This is a genomic window from Acinetobacter sp. P1332 (genome assembly GCF_044057475.1).
Lineage (GTDB): Bacteria > Pseudomonadota > Gammaproteobacteria > Pseudomonadales > Moraxellaceae > Acinetobacter > Acinetobacter johnsonii.
Genome location: NZ_CP171157.1, coordinates 679,502 through 697,815, shown reverse-complemented (window position 1 = coordinate 697,815; position 18,314 = coordinate 679,502). Strand labels below are relative to the sequence as shown.

22 protein-coding genes and 1 pseudogene are annotated in these 18,314 nt (G+C 40.1%); 3 read left to right on the top strand and 20 right to left on the bottom strand.

The features are described from left to right. Window positions 1-56: 56 nt before the first annotated feature. From ACFN7Z_RS03390 to ACFN7Z_RS03350, 9 genes are all read right to left on the bottom strand, one after another. Complete coding sequence (locus ACFN7Z_RS03390) at window positions 57-395, bottom strand: zinc ribbon domain-containing protein YjdM (protein WP_004695225.1); 339 nt, start codon at window positions 393-395, stop codon at window positions 57-59. Between the two features lie 179 nt (window positions 396-574). Next, window positions 575-925: a DUF488 domain-containing protein gene (locus ACFN7Z_RS03385; protein WP_029575101.1), complete on the bottom strand. Its 351-nt coding sequence runs from the start codon at window positions 923-925 to the stop codon at window positions 575-577. Window positions 926-984: 59 nt separating this feature from the next. Next, window positions 985-1,431 (bottom strand): SRPBCC family protein, encoded by a 447-nt coding sequence (locus ACFN7Z_RS03380; RefSeq protein WP_010327413.1) that lies wholly within the window; start codon window positions 1,429-1,431, stop codon window positions 985-987. Between the two features lie 169 nt (window positions 1,432-1,600). Then, window positions 1,601-1,987 (bottom strand): ribonuclease E inhibitor RraB, encoded by a 387-nt coding sequence (locus ACFN7Z_RS03375; protein WP_004695219.1) that lies wholly within the window; start codon window positions 1,985-1,987, stop codon window positions 1,601-1,603. Window positions 1,988-2,137: 150 nt separating this feature from the next. Then, a complete protein-coding gene (locus tag ACFN7Z_RS03370) occupies window positions 2,138-3,094 on the bottom strand; it encodes a DUF5660 family protein (RefSeq protein ID WP_010327414.1) in 957 nt (318 codons plus the stop codon). A 277-nt stretch (window positions 3,095-3,371) separates the two neighbouring features. Continuing rightward, a complete protein-coding gene (locus ACFN7Z_RS03365) occupies window positions 3,372-4,037 on the bottom strand; it encodes an RluA family pseudouridine synthase (RefSeq protein WP_029575102.1) in 666 nt (221 codons plus the stop codon). 637 nt (window positions 4,038-4,674) lie between these two features. Then, window positions 4,675-5,070 (bottom strand): VOC family protein, encoded by a 396-nt coding sequence (locus ACFN7Z_RS03360; protein WP_010327416.1) that lies wholly within the window; start codon window positions 5,068-5,070, stop codon window positions 4,675-4,677. 589 nt (window positions 5,071-5,659) lie between these two features. Beyond that, on the bottom strand, window positions 5,660-5,932 hold the full coding sequence (locus ACFN7Z_RS03355) for a hypothetical protein (protein WP_010327417.1): 273 nt from the start codon (window positions 5,930-5,932) through the stop codon (window positions 5,660-5,662). A 106-nt stretch (window positions 5,933-6,038) separates the two neighbouring features. After that, window positions 6,039-6,737 carry a hypothetical protein gene (locus tag ACFN7Z_RS03350; RefSeq protein ID WP_010327418.1) on the bottom strand — a complete coding sequence of 233 codons (699 nt, stop codon included), beginning with the start codon at window positions 6,735-6,737 and terminating at the stop codon, window positions 6,039-6,041. A gap of 212 nt (window positions 6,738-6,949) precedes the next feature. Here ACFN7Z_RS03350 and ACFN7Z_RS03345 point away from each other — a divergent pair, with 212 nt between their 5' ends. Further along, window positions 6,950-7,303: a hypothetical protein gene (locus ACFN7Z_RS03345; RefSeq protein ID WP_010327419.1), complete on the top strand. Its 354-nt coding sequence runs from the start codon at window positions 6,950-6,952 to the stop codon at window positions 7,301-7,303. An 81-nt stretch (window positions 7,304-7,384) separates the two neighbouring features. Here ACFN7Z_RS03345 and ACFN7Z_RS03340 read toward each other — a convergent pair whose 3' ends face one another. From ACFN7Z_RS03340 to acnD, 8 genes are all read right to left on the bottom strand, one after another. Continuing rightward, window positions 7,385-7,591, bottom strand: coding sequence for a hypothetical protein (locus ACFN7Z_RS03340; protein WP_004695205.1), 207 nt, complete (start codon window positions 7,589-7,591; stop codon window positions 7,385-7,387). Between the two features lie 231 nt (window positions 7,592-7,822). Then, window positions 7,823-8,398 carry a DUF4126 domain-containing protein gene (locus tag ACFN7Z_RS03335; RefSeq protein WP_010327420.1) on the bottom strand — a complete coding sequence of 192 codons (576 nt, stop codon included), beginning with the start codon at window positions 8,396-8,398 and terminating at the stop codon, window positions 7,823-7,825. A 118-nt stretch (window positions 8,399-8,516) separates the two neighbouring features. Then, window positions 8,517-8,660 carry a zinc ribbon-containing protein gene (locus ACFN7Z_RS03330; RefSeq protein WP_004695201.1) on the bottom strand — a complete coding sequence of 48 codons (144 nt, stop codon included), beginning with the start codon at window positions 8,658-8,660 and terminating at the stop codon, window positions 8,517-8,519. Window positions 8,661-8,790: 130 nt separating this feature from the next. Continuing rightward, window positions 8,791-9,210, bottom strand: a complete 420-nt coding sequence (locus ACFN7Z_RS03325) for a type II toxin-antitoxin system VapC family toxin (RefSeq protein ID WP_010327421.1) — start codon at window positions 9,208-9,210, stop codon at window positions 8,791-8,793. Continuing rightward, on the bottom strand, window positions 9,210-9,440 hold the full coding sequence (locus tag ACFN7Z_RS03320; RefSeq protein WP_010327422.1) for an antitoxin: 231 nt from the start codon (window positions 9,438-9,440) through the stop codon (window positions 9,210-9,212). Before ACFN7Z_RS03320 ends, ACFN7Z_RS03325 begins: the two co-directional genes overlap by 1 nt. A 72-nt stretch (window positions 9,441-9,512) precedes the next feature. Then, window positions 9,513-10,451 carry a hypothetical protein gene (locus ACFN7Z_RS03315; RefSeq protein ID WP_010327423.1) on the bottom strand — a complete coding sequence of 313 codons (939 nt, stop codon included), beginning with the start codon at window positions 10,449-10,451 and terminating at the stop codon, window positions 9,513-9,515. Between the two features lie 4 nt (window positions 10,452-10,455). Continuing rightward, entirely contained in the window at window positions 10,456-10,677 is a 222-nt protein-coding gene (locus ACFN7Z_RS03310; protein ID WP_010327424.1) for a hypothetical protein, read from the bottom strand. Between the two features lie 79 nt (window positions 10,678-10,756). Continuing rightward, on the bottom strand, window positions 10,757-13,363 hold the full coding sequence (acnD, locus tag ACFN7Z_RS03305) for a Fe/S-dependent 2-methylisocitrate dehydratase AcnD (protein ID WP_010327425.1): 2,607 nt from the start codon (window positions 13,361-13,363) through the stop codon (window positions 10,757-10,759). Window positions 13,364-13,624: 261 nt separating this feature from the next. On the opposite strand from acnD, the gene ACFN7Z_RS03300 reads away from it, so the two are divergent. Beyond that, entirely contained in the window at window positions 13,625-14,347 is a 723-nt protein-coding gene (locus ACFN7Z_RS03300) for a folate-binding protein YgfZ (RefSeq protein ID WP_010327426.1), read from the top strand. Between the two features lie 73 nt (window positions 14,348-14,420). On the opposite strand, the pseudogene ACFN7Z_RS03295 reads toward ACFN7Z_RS03300, so the two are convergent. Both ACFN7Z_RS03295 and ACFN7Z_RS03290 read right to left on the bottom strand, forming a co-directional pair. Continuing rightward, a pseudogene (locus ACFN7Z_RS03295) lies at window positions 14,421-15,610 on the bottom strand (PQQ-dependent sugar dehydrogenase). A 337-nt stretch (window positions 15,611-15,947) separates the two neighbouring features. Further along, the gene (locus ACFN7Z_RS03290) at window positions 15,948-16,193 is read right to left on the bottom strand and encodes a hypothetical protein (protein WP_004695190.1); all 246 of its coding nucleotides are present in this window, start codon (window positions 16,191-16,193) and stop codon (window positions 15,948-15,950) included. A gap of 292 nt (window positions 16,194-16,485) precedes the next feature. Here ACFN7Z_RS03290 and ACFN7Z_RS03285 point away from each other — a divergent pair, with 292 nt between their 5' ends. Then, window positions 16,486-17,295: a tetratricopeptide repeat protein gene (locus ACFN7Z_RS03285; protein WP_010327429.1), complete on the top strand. Its 810-nt coding sequence runs from the start codon at window positions 16,486-16,488 to the stop codon at window positions 17,293-17,295. Window positions 17,296-17,335: 40 nt separating this feature from the next. On the opposite strand, the gene ACFN7Z_RS03280 is transcribed toward ACFN7Z_RS03285, so the two are convergent. Then, entirely contained in the window at window positions 17,336-18,259 is a 924-nt protein-coding gene (locus ACFN7Z_RS03280) for an AEC family transporter (protein WP_010327430.1), read from the bottom strand. Window positions 18,260-18,314: the final 55 nt, after the last annotated feature.

Below are 18,314 nucleotides of genomic sequence, written 5' to 3'. Positions count from 1 at the left end.
ACAAAAAACGGAGTCCAATTGACTCCGTTTTAATCTCGAACTGCAAACTCAGCGGATTAGGCTTTTTTCACATACTCAGATTTCAGTTTCATCGCACCGACACCGTCAATTTTACAGTCAATGTCATGACCATCTGCGGCATCTGGCAGTAAACGAATATTTTTCACTTTGGTTCCGACTTTCACCACCGATGACGAACCTTTAATTTTTAAATCTTTAATCACCGTTACCGTGTCACCGTCAGCAAGTAAGTTGCCGTTGGCATCTTTAATTGCTACCACTTCTTCAGTTGCTTCTCCCTCTTTCCATTCGTTTGAACATTCAGGGCAGATCAGCAAGTCACCATCTTCATAGGTATATTCGGACTGGCATTTTGGGCAGTTGGGTAAAGACATAAAAACCTCAAAAATAAAAAAATAAGCAATTCACATTGCTCAAAACGCCAATATAGCATTTTTCAGACAAAAACGATGCGAATCACCTATTTATTTTAAGGCTTTAGCCTTGTCACGGGATGAATAAAATAAAGCCTAGGAAAGTATAAATTTTCCCTGTAATAGCATCAGCTCAACACTTACTTTTGTTCCAAACACTGCTTCAAAATCACCACATGGTTATGCTGTTCTTCTTTGGCTGCGGTGAGTAACGTGATCTGCTCACGCACTGCCAGTTGGCGCAAATCATTCAACTCGGCGGGATGTGCTTCCAGTTCTTTCATATAACGGACTTTAAACTCATCCCAGTGTGCCACCATGTCTTGGTGATACCATTTCCGTAGTTCATTGGATGGTGTGAGAATTTTTGGCCATTCATCTATTTTGGCCTCAAGTTTTGAGACCCCTCGAGGCCACAACCGATCAACTAAAATCCGTTTGCCATCCTCTGCCTCGACAGGCGCATAAATTCGCTTCATGCGTATTGGCATGCAAAACTCCTTTTAAATCTATGGTGCAACTTGTTTTATTGTTCAACGATGACGAAGCACTATTCATCAGGAATGTCTGGATTCACTAAAAAAGCCAAGAGTTGCAACGACTCTTGCCAACCTAGATAACAGCCATCGACAGGAATCACATCGGGCAAACCAGACTGCGTAATATGAACCTCTGTACCGACAGATACTTCTTTAAATTCAACACGCACTTCAATTTTACCTGCAAGTTCAGGTACATCGAACTCATCGGTATAGCGTAATAAACTGTTTTCAACGATTTCATGATAAGTGCCATGAAATGAATGCTGCATGCCTGTACTGAAGTTGGTAAAGAACATACGATATTGACCACCTTCACGCAGATCGAACTGATCGACATGTGCGGTAAAGCCATGTGGTGCCATCCACTTGACTAAAGCATCTGCAGTGGTAAAAGCACGATAGACGCGCTCGACGGGCGCACTAAATACGCGGTGTAATTGGACGCTATTTGACATGATTTTTCTCGTTCTTTTCAAATATTCAGATTTAGTTTAGAACGCTCAACCCCACATACTGTATTTTTTTTGTGCATCTTTTTTAAATAGCCAAACGTGGCCAGCTGTCTTTTTCTACCCACCAACAAAAAAAGCATGTTTTTCAACATGCTTTAAATTTGACCATTTTTTAGGCTTGACCTTGCTCATAGTCCTCATCATCTTCGTCGTCATAGACATAGGCCATACAGCCCCAGCCATCATATTCACCACCAAACTGTTCTGCAATTTTAGTAAACCATTGTTCTAAGTCGACAATGTCTGAATACTCAGGTTCCATGTACACATAGATGGTAATAATCCACTCAGATACATCACTTTCTTCATCGACAAACAAAGTGATTTTTTGCTCTTCTTGTAATAAATACAACGCACACTTTTCTGCTTGTGACTGCTCTTGAAAGGCAATCGAATATTCTATTTCATGCGGTTCAGATAGGTCGTCGCCATCCTCAGCCATTTGCCAAAGTACATTTCCGTTATCATCATCTGGATATAATTCATAATCACGTGTCATGCGTATGTCCTTGTTATCTTTTTAGCCAATATATCGTTGGCAAGTGACAAAATAGTGACTTCAACATAGCATATTTTGCTCATTTTTATAGCAGTTACATCTGATTTTTCGAAGGTTGTTTGGACTTTATTTCACGCAGACTTTGCCAGATTATTGTAAAACCCGATGCTCAACTAAAATGTCCGCTTGAAACTGTAAATCACTGCTTTTTAGGCTTTCTAATAGAGCCGCAAATTTAAGTTCTTCTAAGCGTAAAGCCAGATAACTCTCTTGTATCTGAGTATGACCGAAAGCCACACCATAGTGATTAATGAGGGTAAAGTCATCCTGCAAAGCTTGAATCAAAAGGCCAAGATTGTCTTTGCTCACACGTTGTAAATAAAAGTCTGCTTTCGTATTAAATAACTGTGAAACCAACACCATCATCGATAGTCGTCGATGTTCATCCATAAAGGCGCAGGTCACAACGTCGTTTTGCTCAACCGCACGAATCACTTGTTGCCGGACTTTTTGTAAATGACCGGCCGCATCTGTTTTCCCATAGCCTTCGATGAGTTCATCTAATAACTGCTCCGAAGGCAGTTGATAACTCTGGCTGTAGGTTTCAATTTTATGATGTAAGGCCTTTGATATTTCAGCCAGATGTTGTCGTTCTTCAGCCATGTGAAAAAAAGCACCCAGTTTTTCTCTGGCGCGCAGCATGCTCATTTCTTTGGCTTTACGCTCATATTCCGTTAAAAAGTGATGTACTTTTTCGATGCGCTGCCGACATTGTTTAAGCATTTGTTCAGCATCAAATTTGACTGTTTCAGCAAACAATTCAACTTGGTTGTGTCGTTCAATGACATAGTGTTCGACATCAATAATTTCTTGGTAAGGACTCAAAGTTTCATTGCGTTGTCTGAGTGTTCCAAGCTCAATTCTTAAACTGGTCAGCCGGTGTTGTAATTCACTTTGCTGCTGTTCATAAACTTCTAAACTGTTTCGACTGCGCTCTAAATTACTTTCTAAGGATTCAATCTTCTTTTTTTGGGCAAGGCTGTGTATTATTTGCCCGCATATAACCGCACACAGCAGGACAAGAATGACAGCGAATACATAAAGCATGGTCTATCTCCCTACGGGAACGTCATTTTTCTTTTAAAGACTCCGCTGTAAGAACACATGAAATTCGAACAGTAAGCCTTGGAACAGACAAACATATTTTCATTCAATTTCAATCAATCGTGACTATGGCCAAAAAGTCAAACTCAAATGTTAATTTCCACAAAGATAAGCACACTGGATAAAACTGCACTTACACAACTTACGCTAACGGTTTTTTAAACTGCCCGATATCCCAAATTTTAAGTATTTCTCAAAATATAGGTAAAGTGTGACACAGTTAAAATGGCACACTTCCATGAATCGCAACCGCTTTTCCACTTAAAGGCTGCTGAAAGGCGAGAAAACTGGCATGTAAAGCCATACGTTTTAATGGACTTCGTGTCGGCTCAGGGTGATACAACTTATCCCCTGTAATTGGATGCCCAATATATTGCATATGTACACGGAGCTGATGCGAACGCCCCGTAATTGGGGTCAGTAAAACTCGCGTAATATCGGTCTCAGTATCATAGCTAAGTGCTTGATAAAGTGTTTTTGCAGGTTTGCCCAACTCAAAGTGCACGATCTGCCGTGGTCGATTTTCCCAGTCAGTAATCAGTGGTACTTCAACACTGCCTTCAGCATCCAACTGGCCTTGAACTAAAGCAATATAGTGTTTATCCACCGTGCGGGCTTGGAACATTTTGCTGACGGCAACTTCGGCATCGCGGTGCTTGGCAAACATTAAAATCCCCGAGGTCGCCATATCTAAACGATGGGTAATTTTGGCATGTGGATACTGGGCTAAAACCCGTAAATAGGCACTGTCTTGGTGTTCTGGTAAACGCCCTGGTACAGACAACAAGCCCGCAGGCTTTTCAATTACCACCAAATCATCGTCTTCATAAACGATCACCAAGTCTTCTTGGGGTGGTGCATAAATAAAGTTGTCATTTAGAGCCATAGGAATAACAGCATAAAAAAGCGAGCGCGAAAAATAGCAAGCCGTGTTTCTGCTGTCAATCATTCAAGAAATATGGAAAACAGCCTTAATCCTAGGCGTCCATCACTCCATATAAGCCAGCTTTTTAGCAGGGCTGATTGGATTGAAAGCTTAAAATAAAATGATGTAAGTGAAACTACAACAGCAGGATTTTTCGATTTTCGCGGGAAATATTAAAATTTATTTTTTTGATTTATCTTTTATTCGAGTTCAAATTTTTTAGGGTGTCTGGGAAAACATGTTGTTTACTTCAACTATCATAACTTTGTAAGTGATGATCTTATAGCCTATAAACTTTTGATTTATAGCGTCCTAAGCCGAATCAAGACCTTTTGGGTAAGTACTACTCACGCGTTTTGCGCCACTGGTAGCATGCTACTCTTTTCGATCCCGTCACACCCTTGAGATATAATTTAACAATCCAAGGGCGGGATTGTTTCCCGAAGATAAAGTCTTTTCGGCTATTTTTGGAAAAAAATCTTGGCTTTCAGGTTATCTAAAAAATATTTTCCCAAATGCAGAGTATTTATGATTTTTTTCTCACATAAAAGCACTTTTCTCAGGATTTTATTTCTTTGCTGCATCACAGATGAGAAATTCAACTTCCTGCACAGACCTGCATCAGCTGAATGAGATTCCCGCAGGTATCATCAAAGACTGCAACTTTAACTTTTCCTGCCCGCATCGGTTCACTGGTAAAGCGTACCCCTAAGTTTTTGAGTCGCTCATATTCCGCATCTAGGTCATCCACTTGAAAAGAAGTATAGGGAATCAGGTCTGCTTTAATTGCAGCTTTAAACGGCTGTGCCGCAGGATGTGCATCAGGCTCCAGTAGCAGTTCAACACCTTCAGGACTTTCGGGGGAAACCAAAGTCAGCCAACGATAATCCCCCACAGGTACATCATGTTTGACTTTAAAACCGAGTTTTTCTGTATAAAACTGACAGGCTTTTTCTTGGCTATCGACCATGATGCTGGTGACATATATTTTCATTGTTGTTCCATATTTTTTATCAGACTTTTAATGGTTATAGCAGAACTCTAAGCGTTCCAATGTTATCAAATCGCAATTTTTTTAAAGCCGTTTTCGCAAACCAAAGCGCCAATTTGTTTTGGCACAGTTAAAGCAAATATTTGGATAAATTCGGGGCAATATAGAAGTTTAAAATGGAAGAAAATATTTGAATGGACCTGTCTTTTATCGTGTTGTTTTTATCATGTAGTTTCTAGGGATCAGGAGATAACTTCAACGATTAAAACTGGGTAAGTTCTAAACTTTTGCCTATAAATGGATAATCTATAGCGTCCTAAGCTGAATCGAGACCTTGTGGGTAAGTACGACGCTGATCTGATAGATAACGAGTCGCAAACTACTCTTTTCGATTCCTGTGCCCTTAAACGTTATATTAAGCAAATTGGTACGGGATGAATTTTCGAAGATTGGCTAATTTCAAGCGATGATGAAAAATATTTCCATAAATAAAACTAAATTTGATAAAGATATTCATCATGACACTTAAATCATCTATTTCATCGCATAAAAATGAACTTGTATCATTTTTTACACCATCATTCCAGAACGTTTAAGTCGCCATATAGCCTTGCAACCATGTTGCAATAAACCACCACAAACTGATCGCAGACATACCACAGAGTAAATTGGCAAGCACCTTTTGCATATTGCTGAGCTGAGACAGATAGATTTTTCGGTTAATTACATACGCAACCACAGCTAAGGCTCCACCGATTGCACCACCAATCATCACTAAAAACAAAGGCCAACCTGCCATCAAATGAGCAGCCGTACTCAGCTTAGGTTTCTCTTCAACACTCAAGGCCAGTTCTTTATTTTCCATCTCTTTCCCCTATACATGATCAAGCAGTCATGTGACTGATGCCTCAGACTCACGTCACTTATAAAAGTGCATTTTGAGATATAAGTTAGCAAAAACTAAGCCAATACTATTCAAGACTCAGATCATCGATGTCTTGAATTTTGCTCAAATACAGTGGAGCAAAATTCACTTTGCTCCATGTTTCTTTAAATTTAGGGTCACTATCCGGGTCTTTATTGAGATTTTCTCTGACCAGCTTCTTAGCGGTGAGAAAATTGACACTGGTTTCGCTGTTCACATAAGGGCCGAAATTATCGGAGCTGTCATAGCCAATCAGACGCATATCACGCCCCTCTAAACGGAACTGATAGGCCCAATATCCATAACGGCCATGGGCATAATGTAGTTTTAACACGCCTTTTTCGATAGAGGGCACCAACTCAGGCGCAAAGTACACACCGCCATCTTCATTTTCTGAAGAAAACAGTGACAGGTTCTGAACGACTTTTTGGTAGTGCCCTTTGGTATTCAACAGCACAATCACACCACGGCGGTTGCGGTCTAGTTTTCCACGGTATTCATCGGTGACCCATTGTTTCGGATCTGTACCTTTGACGATTAAAACCACATCTTTTAAACCATCTTTGTTTAAGTCCCCTTGCACAACCTCATACACCGTATATTTTGCGGGAAGGTAAGCTTGGTATTGGTTGGTCGCTTTTTGCCGCTGAATGTTCTCAGCGCTTAAGTTTTCAGCACAGAGATTGGTGGATATACCCAACATTGCAGCGAACATTAGAGAAGTTTGAATGAACTGTTTTTTCATAGTTTTCTTAATTTTTAAAATAAAGTAGTTAAGCGAGCACGCTAATGAATGCCTCATTTTTGGCATCTGTACTACAGATTAGCATTTATCAGAAGCCTATTTATAGGATGCTCTACAATTAAAACAGATGACCGTATCAGTGTCATATTTTGATTGCTGCCGCTGAAAACTTTCGGCTAAAGTGACGGAAGACCATTCAAATACGTTTCATCATGAAAACTAAAACTGCCCTGCTGATGCTGTGCCTTGCGCTTTCCCTCAGTGCATGCAAAGTGTTAAAAACACATATCGTTAAAGTCACCAGCTCAACTGAAGCACAGCCAAATGAAGTGTTATTAAAAACCACCAAAGGCTATGTATATTTATCGACACAGAACATGACGGATAAACAAAAGCACATCCTAAAAAATCTGCGTCCTTTTCAGTGCTTAGAAATTAAAACACCTGAACAATTTGCTATGCAAAACCGAGTAGTGCGATTTTCTGACTTTAAAATTCGTGCTTTAGTCGAAGCTGACCGAGAGTGTCGAAAAATTAAGGTCACGACCCGAATTGAAATTCATTAATGTTGTAATGCTTAAAAAGTTGAACATCCATATCTAACAATGGAAAGCTCTGCATAATTTGCAGAGCTTTTTTGCTTTTGGCTATTTGAAACAACACTTGTCACAACCTTCGACTTTTTCTCTGGGCCAGTTCATTCTTGCCCGTTTATAAGCCAGCTCATAATTGGCAAAATAACCAATTAGAATTTGATCCTCCGAGCTGGGTAAGTCTGCACAGCCTAAGGACGCATTATGAATATGATGGATGCCTTTTTCACTAGGCTGTTCATTTACAATAAATTTTATCATTTACAGCTCCCCGAATAATTTTTATAAAGTTCAACCACAAACAAAACCATACAAAAAGTATGTATTTATAAAATTAAACGGATGCCGTATAAAAATCAATCATTATTTTAAAAGTGAAACTGACCTCTAAGTCATATCAAGTTAAAAGAATTGATGTCCATATAACCGAAAAATTAGCCATGCTATCTTTAAATTTAGAGGCCCAGCAACACCATAAGAAAACTGCTGAAACTATAAAGGTGTGCTGATACTTTGTTGTTTTTTACGTTTAAACCAACGTACGGCCCAAATCGCCAAAATAATGCCCACAATCACCACCAAGACTGGAACCAGTAGTGACAGCACGGACAGTAAAACGGCTCCGACCCATTCCACTGTAGACACCAGTGGGTTGGCGACCCCGCCCGTCGTCGCGGTTGAAACCCCTCGGACAGCAACGGTACTCATTTGCACGGCGCCTGCTGTTCCCCCACCGACAATAATTGCTGCGGCCCAACTGGCAAACTGCGACATTTCCCCGCTGCTGACCGCCATAGTGGTGAGTGTTCCTGCGACCATCGCGGCTGGCGTTGCAATGGTGTCTAAAGCGTTGTCTACCCATGGTATGTAATAAGCTGCGATTTCACAGACAGTTGCAATAGCTAAGGCAATGCATACCGATGGCATGCTTAACCATTCAAAACCTTGCATGGGCTCGAACCAACCCATAATAGATGCAAGGCTCATGACCAAGAGTGGGACAAAAACACGAAAGCCACAGGCCGCACTTAAGCCAATGCCGATACAAAGTCCTAATATGGTTTCCATGTGCTTTTCCTATGTGGCTTAAGTTGGGATACTTTTATCTTTTTTATAACTTAGCAAAAAGCCCTATCGGGTGATAGGGCTTTTCTTTTAAACAGTGGGTAACTGTTAAATCTTGGGCTTAGGCATTCTTATTGTTAAATTGATTGCCTTGGCATTTGGTACACGGGGGTAAACGATCTGTACCAATTTCTAAGTAGACGCGGTGTCCGCATTGAACACAAAAATAGAAGCCTGTTCCAGGTTTTTCGCCAGCAGTAACCATTTTTGTTCTCCATATGTTTAGAAAATGGTCTTACTAGTATATGCCTTTTATGATGAATGTCTATTGATCATTTCGACAAATGATGATGGCATTTGGGCAAGAAATAATTTCCCTAGAAAATCTAAACGCCTTACAAGGTGTTAGTCACCCAATTTTCGATCTGCAATCCATCGACACGCAAAAATTCTTTTTCATTATTGGTCACCATCACCCAATTATTCGCACGTGCATGCGCGGCAAGCCACAAATCATTCGCACCAATAATCTGCCCTTTAGATGAAAGGTCTTGGCGTATTTGCGCATAGTGATCAGCGACATATTCATCTAACTCAACCACTTGAATCATTGAGGTTAATTCATCTATCACTTTAAGGGCTTTTTCTTTTTGCTGACTTTTCTCTGCACCAAAACGCAACTCCCCCAAAGTAATGACTGAAATTAAAATATTTCGATGTGGGAGATGTTTTTCAAAATGCTGACGGACAATTTCAGGTTGATGTTTGATGATGTAGATACAAATATTCGTATCCAATAAATATTGTGTCTGCATTAGAACTCTTCTCGTTCCTGTGGTGGTTCATCCACTCTTTCTTCTGCATAAAAGTCATTCGGCATTTGCGCTAATACTTTAAATAACCGATCTACGGTGACTGGCTTTTCACGCAGAATCACGTCATCGCCACGACGGAAAATTTCGACTTCTGTACCTTCAAAGCGAAATTCTTTGGGTAAGCGAACAGCTTGGCTTCGACCAGTCATAAAAACTTTTGCGGTAGTCATAAGGCTACTCCATCAGTTTTGATATATACCTTATGATAGGTATTTATTGAGTGTTTTTCAAGCGAATTAAATTTAATGAATTTGAGGTACTTCAATAACATTCACAGTAAATAAATTCAAAATATCATCTCTATCCATGAAAATAATTTGGCTTCTGCGATTTGCATCTAATTTATTACCTAACCAGTTTCTTGCTGCTTTTGTGATTTCACCGCCTGCAATGATATAAGCATGATCTACCAATACTCTTTTATTTGTTTCAGGATCGAAAATTTCATGCCCCAACATCATCGTTGTTTGGTTATAAATTTCAGCAATATTGTGGTTGCTAGCTTTGGAAACACCTGAAGAATCTAGTTTTCCTTTCTTTACCTGAATTCCAAAATAAATTATATGCTGTGTAGGCAGTGTATATTTCATCCAAATATCTTTTCCATATTCCAATGCTTTATCTTTGTGTCCTGCTACTGTGATTCGATGAAAACCTAATATTCGAAATAGTGGTAATAATATATTTTCAATTAGTTGATCCTCTGAGCATTTATCTAAATAATTGATTAACAAATCTCTTTTTTTGATTTCCTCTTCTGAGAATATTCGATGAGGATTTTCAGAAGGTTTTATAATCTGATTATTATTTAAGTTTTTAATATATAAATTATTATCATTACTATAAAAAGCCTCATATCCTTCTCTGCTTAAAGGCTTATTTAACTCAATTAAAGCATTGATACGTTGCGGATCATCCTCTGTTGCTTCAGATTTATGCATTAAGACCCTTAATACATGTACAAATCGTGGAGGCAACATATTTGGTGGGCAAGATTCGTCCAGTAATTCGGCTAATCTATCTGATGTCCAAGCCCAACGTGTTGAACCATCATGTTGAAATGGTAAATCACACTCCTCGAAAAACTCAGTAATATACGTGCTACTTCTATATTTAAAGGATTTATTATCACCAATAATGCACTCAGCAATCGCTCTTAGGTTTCTGCTTTTAAATTTCATATTCTTATTTTTCGTAAAGGCTATTTGCGTTTAATTTAATATATGCATTGAGACCATTTCCAACTTTAGCTAGCTGCTTCATACGTTCAACCTTCTCAATACCTGCACTTCGATAACTATAAGTATAAATTTTAGCTGTACCACTAAATTTAACCCTTATAAAAGTATCCCCAATTTCATATCCAACTACACCTGAATCATCATCTAAATCCAAATATCTTTCCATATCCATACTCAAAAAATAAAGCCATATATGAAATATGGCTTTATAAAATTATTTCAAGTATTAAAAAGACTTATTTAAACTACGCCACATTCCCTTCCAAAAAGTCCTGCGCAAAGCGTTGCAATACACCACCCGCTTCATATACAGACACTTCTTCTTCAGTATCTAGGCGACAGGTTACAGGCACTTCAACGATTTCACTCTTACCATCTTCCGTCGCACGTTCAATCACTAAAGTTAACGTCGAACGCGGTGCGATATTACCAATCACGCTATAAAGTTCAGTACCATCCAAACCTAAAGTTTTACGGTCAACACCCGCTTTAAACTCAAGCGGTAACACGCCCATACCGACCAAGTTAGTACGGTGAATACGCTCAAAACCTTCCGCCACAATCGCTTCAACACCAGCAAGGCGTACACCTTTTGCAGCCCAGTCACGGCTAGAACCCTGACCATAGTCCTTACCTGCAATGATGATGAGCGGTTGCTTACGATTCATATAAGTTTCAATCGCTTCCCACATACGCATCACTTCGCCTTGAGGCTCAACACGTGCTTTCGAACCTTGCTTAATGGTGCCATCCGCACGAACCACCATTTCATTAAACAGTTTCGGGTTAGCAAATGTTGCACGTTGCGCAGTCAAGTGGTCACCACGGTGCGTTGCATAGGAGTTAAAGTCTTCCTCAGGTACACCCATTTTGTGTAGGTACTCACCTGCTGCCGAATCCATCATAATTGCATTCGATGGTGACAAATGATCCGTGGTGATGTTGTCAGGCAAGATGGCAAGCGGACGCATATTTGCCAGTGTACGTGGTGCAGCTAATGCCCCTTCCCAATACGGCGGACGGCGGATATAAGTACTTTGCGGACGCCAGTCATACAAAGGACTTGCCGCTTTTTCAGTGACACCCAAATCAAACATTGGAATATACACTTTACGGAACTGTTCAGGCTTCACCGCTTCTTTGACCAGAGCATCAATTTCTTCATCCGAAGGCCAAATGTCTTTCAAATAAATTGGATGACCGTCTTTGTCGTTTCCTAATGCATCTTTTTCGATGTCAAAACGAATGGTTCCTGCAATCGCATACGCTACAACCAGCGGAGGTGATGCCAAGAACGCTTGTTTTGCATAAGGATGGATACGACCATCGAAGTTACGGTTACCCGAAAGTACCGCTGTTGCATACAAGTCACGGTCAATAATTTCTTGTTGTAGTTTAGGATCTAAAGCACCTGACATACCGTTACAGGTGGTACATGCATACGCCACGATACCAAAACCGAGTTTTTCTAAGTCGTCTAATACGCCTGCTTCTTCAAGATAAAGCGCAGCTGCTTTAGAACCCGGTGCAAATGATGATTTCACCCAAGGTTTACGGGTTAAGCCTAATTCATTGGCTTTACGTGCCAATAAACCTGCGGCAACGGTATTACGTGGGTTGGATGTATTGGTACACGAAGTAATTGCAGCGATGATGACAGCACCATCTGGCATTAAACCATCGGTGCGGTTTTCAACCACGCCTGCAATACCTTTTTCTTTTAAATCTGCTGTAGATACACGTGCATGTGGGTTTGATGGGCCTGCAATATTACGTGTTACTGTTGAAAGATCGAAACGAAGGACACGTGGATATTCCGCTTGTTTCATATCCAATGCCCAAAGACCAATTTCTTTGGCATAGTTTTCAACCAGTGCAACTTGCTCAGCTTCACGACCTGTCAGCGTTAAATAATCAATCGTGTTTTGGTCAATATAGAACATTGCCGCAGTTGCACCATATTCAGGGGTCATATTGGAAATCGTGGCACGATCCCCCACTGACATGCTGTCCGCGCCTTCGCCGAAGAACTCAAGGTACGCACCGACAACACGTTCTTTACGCAAGAATTCAGTCAGTGCTAAAACGATATCGGTTGCAGTAATACCCGCTTGACGTTGTCCAACAAATTCCACCCCGATAATGTCTGGAAGACGCATCCACGATGCACGACCGAGCATTACATTTTCAGCTTCGAGTCCACCCACACCAATCGAAATCACACCAAGCGCATCGGTATGTGGCGTGTGTGAGTCTGTACCGACACAAGTATCTGGGAATGCCACACCTTCACGACTTTGCACTACAGGAGACATTTTCTCCAAGTTGATTTGGTGCATGATGCCATTACCCGCAGGAATCACATCGACATTTTCAAAAGCAGTCTTGGTCCATTCAATGAAATGGAATCGGTCTTCATTACGACGGTCTTCAATAGCACGGTTTTTCTCAAAAGCATCTGGGTCAAAACCACCGAATTCCACAGCTAAAGAGTGATCGACAATCAACTGAGTCGGCACCACAGGATTCACTTTCGATGGGTCACCACCTTGGTCTGCAATCGCATCACGCAAACCTGCAAGGTCAACCAATGCCGTTTGTCCAAGAATGTCATGACAGACGACGCGAGCTGGATACCAAGGGAAATCGTGATCTTGTTTTGAGAAAATTAATTCTTTTAGTGACTGCTCCAAAATGGCAGGATCACAACGACGCACTAACTGTTCAGCCAATACTTTTGAGGTGTATGGAAGTTTTGCATAAGCGCCTGGCTGAATCTGTTCAACGGCTTCTCGCACATCAAAGTATTCTAGCTGGGTGCCTTGCAGTGGTTTGCGGTGATTATTGTTCATAGCGTTCCTGCCTTTGGTGTTTCATTTTTCTTCACTGTCTTTACTAGACAATTCATCTTTGTCTGCTAGGCATACTACACTGTCGAAAACCCATTTCCCAAATCGTTTATATTTCATAAACTTAGATATAAAAACAGGGATTTTTGAAATATTTAGTTACATTAACTTTTAAATATTTACTTTAAATATGATTTTTTCTGAAAAATAGCGGAAAATAGCCCTAATTCTTTAGTATTAGATTTTAAGGTAGGCGAGCAATTCATGAGCGATCTAGCTTTCTCCTCTTTCACTTTAATTGGTGTAGATGCACTCAAATTTTTACAAGGCCAAGTGACGGTCAACGTTGAAGCTTTAGCTGAAAATACAACGCAATACACCGCAATTTGTGACTTGAAAGGCCGTATCCACTTTGGTTTGTGGCTGACAAAACGCAACCCTGAGCATTTTGAAATTGTCACCACTCAAGACCAGTCGGAAGAATTTGCTAAGCACATTAAAAAGTTTGGTGCTTTCTCTAAAATGAAACTTGAACCTATGGGTTCAGTTTTCCCAACCTTTACGCAAGACCGCACCACCTTTTCTGCTGAGCCTACCGATATTGCTGCATGGCAAGTGCAAGCCATTACTCATGGTGAAGCGTTTATCGACCAAGCCATTGAGCATGTGTTTCAACCTCAAGAGCTACGTTTACACCAACGTGAAGGCGTGCACTATGACAAAGGCTGTTACTTGGGTCAGGAAGTGATTGCACGTTTATGGTTTAAAGCCAAACCAAAAGCATGGTTGCATTTAATTCAGGGTACAGGCAGTGCACCTGCACAAGCTGAACAGTTGAATAAAGGTATTCAAGTGGTGAATAGCGCTGCGATTGATGGCGGTTATGTCGCGTTAGTGGTGGCACGTCCTGAGTCTTTGAGCGAGCTTGATGTGACAGTTTTAGACTTACCAGAACACTTAAATAGTGATGTGGCACGACCTCAGTAAGACTTTAAATTTTATGCTGTTATGATAAATGAGCCTCTAAAACTTATTCTTGGTTTTGGGGGCTTTTTAAAACTTAGAGCGATGAGGACTCTTTCTTCCTCACAAAATAAACTACACCACTTCGATCATCTGAAAAATAAAAGGAATTTGCATCTATACGGTAAATATCCGCAGGTCGACCATTCACCTTATTCCCTACTAAAAAACCATCCATAAAGGTTTCAAGTTTTTGCCCTTTACGCATAATCACAATTTTATAACCATGACCAATCGTGGCATCCGTAGAACCATGTAAAGCAACTAAAAAAGAATTTTTAATGGTGTCATCCGTATTTGGATGATCAAAATAGTCAAAGCCTAGTGCAGATGAATGCGATGGGAAATAGGCATAAGGAGGCGGTACATTTTTACATCCTGTTGGACGTTTAAATTTTGGGTCTGCTAAAATTTTACCATTCGACGAATAACAAGATGGCCAACCATAATCTGCATCACGCTTGAGTGCATAAAACGTTTCATCAGGCTTATTTTTACCCAGATGGTCTGCACCTTGATTGGTGGCAAATAAAAATTTACCCACCCATTTCAAACCGACAGCATTGCGTAAACCTGTGGCATAAATCTTTTGTTCAGAACCATCGGGGTTCATTTCTAAAACTGTCGCTCTAACTTTCTCTTTCTCGGTACAAGCATTACAACTTGAGCCGACTGAAACATAAATTTTACCGTTCCCACCCACGGCAATGGTTCGTGTTAGATGCCAGCCACCATATTTATAGCTTAAACCATAATCAGGAAAAGTCGCTAAAACTTCGGTTTTGTCCGTGGGTTTAATTTCACCTTGGGTGAATTTTCGTCGGGTGAGCTGATGAGTTTCAGCCAAATATAACCAGTCTTGCCCAGAAGAGTCTGTATAAAACTGGACTGAATTTGGATTTTTCAAACCTGTCATATAAGGAATAATTTTGCCGAATTTTCCTGTCTCAGCATTCCATTCATCCAAAATATAAACGATGCCTTTTTTATTGTCGGTCAAATCGCGCATATCTGTGACAAACATTCTACCGTCAGGTGCTTTGCTAAAAAACGAACACGTTTTAAACCCTCAGCCGCAGGAATGATGTCGTAATTTGCTGGAAGGTTTAGAGAAAAGCGCTTCCCATTTTTCAAGTTGATTTGATGAGGAACAAGATTTGGCTGCCCAGCTAAAACTGCCATTGAACCAACTAAACATATGAATAAGATTGAGAATATTTTTATCATTTTAGAGACGTCTCGATTCATCTTATGAAAAGTAATCTTCTTTTTTATAGGATATAACTTGAATGATGAGTGCATAATCAAACGCTTTTGCTAGAAAAACGTATAGGCTCTTCTATACAAACTATTATTTTATATTATCTTTTAGCCTGACCACTGCAAGTATCTTTACAGTGGGTAAATCCATTCACACTCGTTCTGCGGCTATAAACAGAACATAGAAAATATTGCTTTAACTCTATAGCAAGCATCAGTCCTTGGATAAAAGGCTCATCCAAGGACTTAAACTATTTTTAGAGCCTTATTTAATAGTTCACTCATCTTCAATGAAGATTAAACATCAAAAATCATGAAACAGCTTATTCATGTCTTTGCAGAGATAGTCTTTAAATGAAAAATCTCGCGCATGTTTAGCATCAAATTTTGCAGTCACACCGTCTTTTTCAAAGATATATACACGGTCATCTTTGCTCACTAAAAACTCACCACCCAATTTCATCAATAAGGCATCAATTTTTTCGCCATCTGGAATCGACTCATCGGCCAAAACTTTTAAATAATTTCGCTTAATTGACTTAATAAACATGCTGAACTCGCTACTCATTTTCAGCGCTATTTAAACAGAATCTAAGCCAGAATTCTAATAAAACCCGAAGCCATCAGCTGCAAATACCAATAACCCATTGCACTCCTTTCCACTGTACATCACGCGGTTTGTATTGGAAAAATATATACCGATCAACACAATCAACGGAAATTTGTAAGACCAAGACACAATTCAGATATTTACATTCACACAATTCAACTTATGATGTGAAATGACTAAAAACAAATACACACATAGATGGACTTATGTGTAAGAAAAAGGTTTATAAAACATGAAGAAAATCGTACTTGCAAGCTTAATTGCACTCTCTAGCCAGCTTGCACTTGCAGCCTCCACTCAAGATACCATCAACCCCGAATTTGCCAAGATTGAGGAAATGGTTAAAGCCAACAATATGGCGGGGGCATATCAGGCTTTAGAAAAACTGGCAAAGTCTGGCAACCCACAAGCCATGTATAACTTGGCTTATTTGACTCAGACTGGCCAAGGCACAGCGAAGAATGAGAAGAAAGCCATTCAGCTCTATCAAGATGCTGCAAACAAAGGCTACCCCGTTGCGCATTATGTGCTTGCGAAAAACTATGTCACGGGTACTTTAGGCTTGCCTCAAGACATTAACAAAGCCAAACAACACTTTGAAGCCGCATCTAAACTAGGCTTTGATGATGCAACCGTTGAATATGCCGTGCTGTTATTTTCTGAAAATAAACCAGAGTCTGAAAAGTTAGCCCTTAAGAAACTTGAGCCTTTGGTGAAAAAAGGCAACTATCAAGCCATTCATGCACAAGCCCTGTACGACATCAGCACAGGCTTTAAAAACAAACAAGAAGCACCCATTCAAAAAGGTCTCAACAGCATTCAAGACTTAGCCAAAAAAGGTTACATTCCTGCCCTGATGGCCGTAGGCAATATGTTTGCCAATGGCAATATCATTCCGCAGAACTTGCCTGAAGCGAAGAAAATTTTCACCGCTTTAGCTAAAGAAAATGTACCGCAAGCCAAAGAATCTTTGGCGATGGTTGATAAAATGATTGCCGATCAAGCCAAAGCCCCTGCTGCAACAGCTGCGGTCAAAAAATAAATCTCTTCTTCAAAAAATACTCTCCTCGGAGAGTATTTTTTTACCACCAAATACCAATCAAGACACTGACCACCACAAAACTCAATAGCGTGCTGATCATCAGTGGAGTGAATGCTTTTTCATTCAAACCATACACTTGCCCAAAAATTCCAAACAAAGACGGCATCGGCAAAGCCGCAATCAAGGTCCCTGCATAAATCATCTTTGGGTCCAATTCAGTCAAATAGGTCAGCCCTAAATAAACCAAAAGTGGCATACAAATATTTTTAGACACCACCAGATAAACCGTTTGCAGGTTAAAAGACTGAATAGTGAGACCCACCATTCCCCCACCAATAATAAAGAGCGCTAAAGGTGCAGCGGTCTGACCTAACATCGCAAACACTTGGTCGATTAAATGTGGAATTTGAAGTTCAAAAATCGCACAACTCATGCCAAGCATTACCGATAAGAACAACGGATTTTTAAGTAGCGTAAGAAATGTGGTTTTTAAAATAGAGGCTAAATTGGCTTGTCTTTGTCGCCCTATTTCCGCCAGAGTGAGCATCAGCGGCACAAGAAATACACTTTCAATGATCACCACCAATGAAATATAAATCATCGCTTCACTCCCCATCAGCAGCGTCAAAATTGCTGCTCCCAATAACCCCGTATTGGACATGGATGCACCCAGTGAAAAGACTGCAGCATGGGTAAAGTGATTATTAAACAGCTTTTGACCTAAAATAAAAGCCGTAATAAATAAGCCAAAGGTCACAGCGGCATAAACATAAAAATAAGCGGGATACCAAATTTCATGCAAATCTTTTGAAGCTAAGGCGTGCAACAATAAAGCAGGTAACGCAATTTTGATGACAAAAGCACTGATTGCAGTCATTTGCTCTTTAGCGAGCAACTGGATTTTGACAGAAGCAAAACCGAGGAAGAGCAGGAAAAATACTGGAAAAATTACCGAAAAAATCATTCAAGTTGTTCCTTTTCCAGATGATGTAAGTAAAGACCTATCCTAGGATACACCT

Excerpts from the sequence above, each read along its gene's own strand:
- ACFN7Z_RS03390 (WP_004695225.1), bottom strand. The coding sequence starts at position 395 with ATGTCTTTACCCAACTGCCCAAAATGCCAGTCCGAATATACCTATGAA.
- ACFN7Z_RS03385 (WP_029575101.1), bottom strand. The coding sequence starts at position 925 with ATGCCAATACGCATGAAGCGAATTTATGCGCCTGTCGAGGCAGAGGAT.
- ACFN7Z_RS03380 (WP_010327413.1), bottom strand. The coding sequence starts at position 1,431 with ATGTCAAATAGCGTCCAATTACACCGCGTATTTAGTGCGCCCGTCGAG.
- ACFN7Z_RS03375 (WP_004695219.1), bottom strand. The coding sequence starts at position 1,987 with ATGACACGTGATTATGAATTATATCCAGATGATGATAACGGAAATGTA.
- ACFN7Z_RS03370 (WP_010327414.1), bottom strand. The coding sequence starts at position 3,094 with ATGCTTTATGTATTCGCTGTCATTCTTGTCCTGCTGTGTGCGGTTATA.
- ACFN7Z_RS03365 (WP_029575102.1), bottom strand. The coding sequence starts at position 4,037 with ATGGCTCTAAATGACAACTTTATTTATGCACCACCCCAAGAAGACTTG.
- ACFN7Z_RS03360 (WP_010327416.1), bottom strand. The coding sequence starts at position 5,070 with ATGAAAATATATGTCACCAGCATCATGGTCGATAGCCAAGAAAAAGCC.
- ACFN7Z_RS03355 (WP_010327417.1), bottom strand. The coding sequence starts at position 5,932 with ATGGAAAATAAAGAACTGGCCTTGAGTGTTGAAGAGAAACCTAAGCTG.
- ACFN7Z_RS03350 (WP_010327418.1), bottom strand. The coding sequence starts at position 6,737 with ATGAAAAAACAGTTCATTCAAACTTCTCTAATGTTCGCTGCAATGTTG.
- ACFN7Z_RS03345 (WP_010327419.1), top strand. The coding sequence starts at position 6,950 with ATGAAAACTAAAACTGCCCTGCTGATGCTGTGCCTTGCGCTTTCCCTC.
- ACFN7Z_RS03340 (WP_004695205.1), bottom strand. The coding sequence starts at position 7,591 with ATGATAAAATTTATTGTAAATGAACAGCCTAGTGAAAAAGGCATCCAT.
- ACFN7Z_RS03335 (WP_010327420.1), bottom strand. The coding sequence starts at position 8,398 with ATGGAAACCATATTAGGACTTTGTATCGGCATTGGCTTAAGTGCGGCC.
- ACFN7Z_RS03330 (WP_004695201.1), bottom strand. The coding sequence starts at position 8,660 with ATGGTTACTGCTGGCGAAAAACCTGGAACAGGCTTCTATTTTTGTGTT.
- ACFN7Z_RS03325 (WP_010327421.1), bottom strand. The coding sequence starts at position 9,210 with ATGCAGACACAATATTTATTGGATACGAATATTTGTATCTACATCATC.
- ACFN7Z_RS03320 (WP_010327422.1), bottom strand. The coding sequence starts at position 9,440 with ATGACTACCGCAAAAGTTTTTATGACTGGTCGAAGCCAAGCTGTTCGC.
- ACFN7Z_RS03315 (WP_010327423.1), bottom strand. The coding sequence starts at position 10,451 with ATGAAATTTAAAAGCAGAAACCTAAGAGCGATTGCTGAGTGCATTATT.
- ACFN7Z_RS03310 (WP_010327424.1), bottom strand. The coding sequence starts at position 10,677 with ATGGAAAGATATTTGGATTTAGATGATGATTCAGGTGTAGTTGGATAT.
- acnD (WP_010327425.1), bottom strand. The coding sequence starts at position 13,363 with ATGAACAATAATCACCGCAAACCACTGCAAGGCACCCAGCTAGAATAC.
- ACFN7Z_RS03300 (WP_010327426.1), top strand. The coding sequence starts at position 13,625 with ATGAGCGATCTAGCTTTCTCCTCTTTCACTTTAATTGGTGTAGATGCA.
- ACFN7Z_RS03290 (WP_004695190.1), bottom strand. The coding sequence starts at position 16,193 with ATGTTTATTAAGTCAATTAAGCGAAATTATTTAAAAGTTTTGGCCGAT.
- ACFN7Z_RS03285 (WP_010327429.1), top strand. The coding sequence starts at position 16,486 with ATGAAGAAAATCGTACTTGCAAGCTTAATTGCACTCTCTAGCCAGCTT.
- ACFN7Z_RS03280 (WP_010327430.1), bottom strand. The coding sequence starts at position 18,259 with ATGATTTTTTCGGTAATTTTTCCAGTATTTTTCCTGCTCTTCCTCGGT.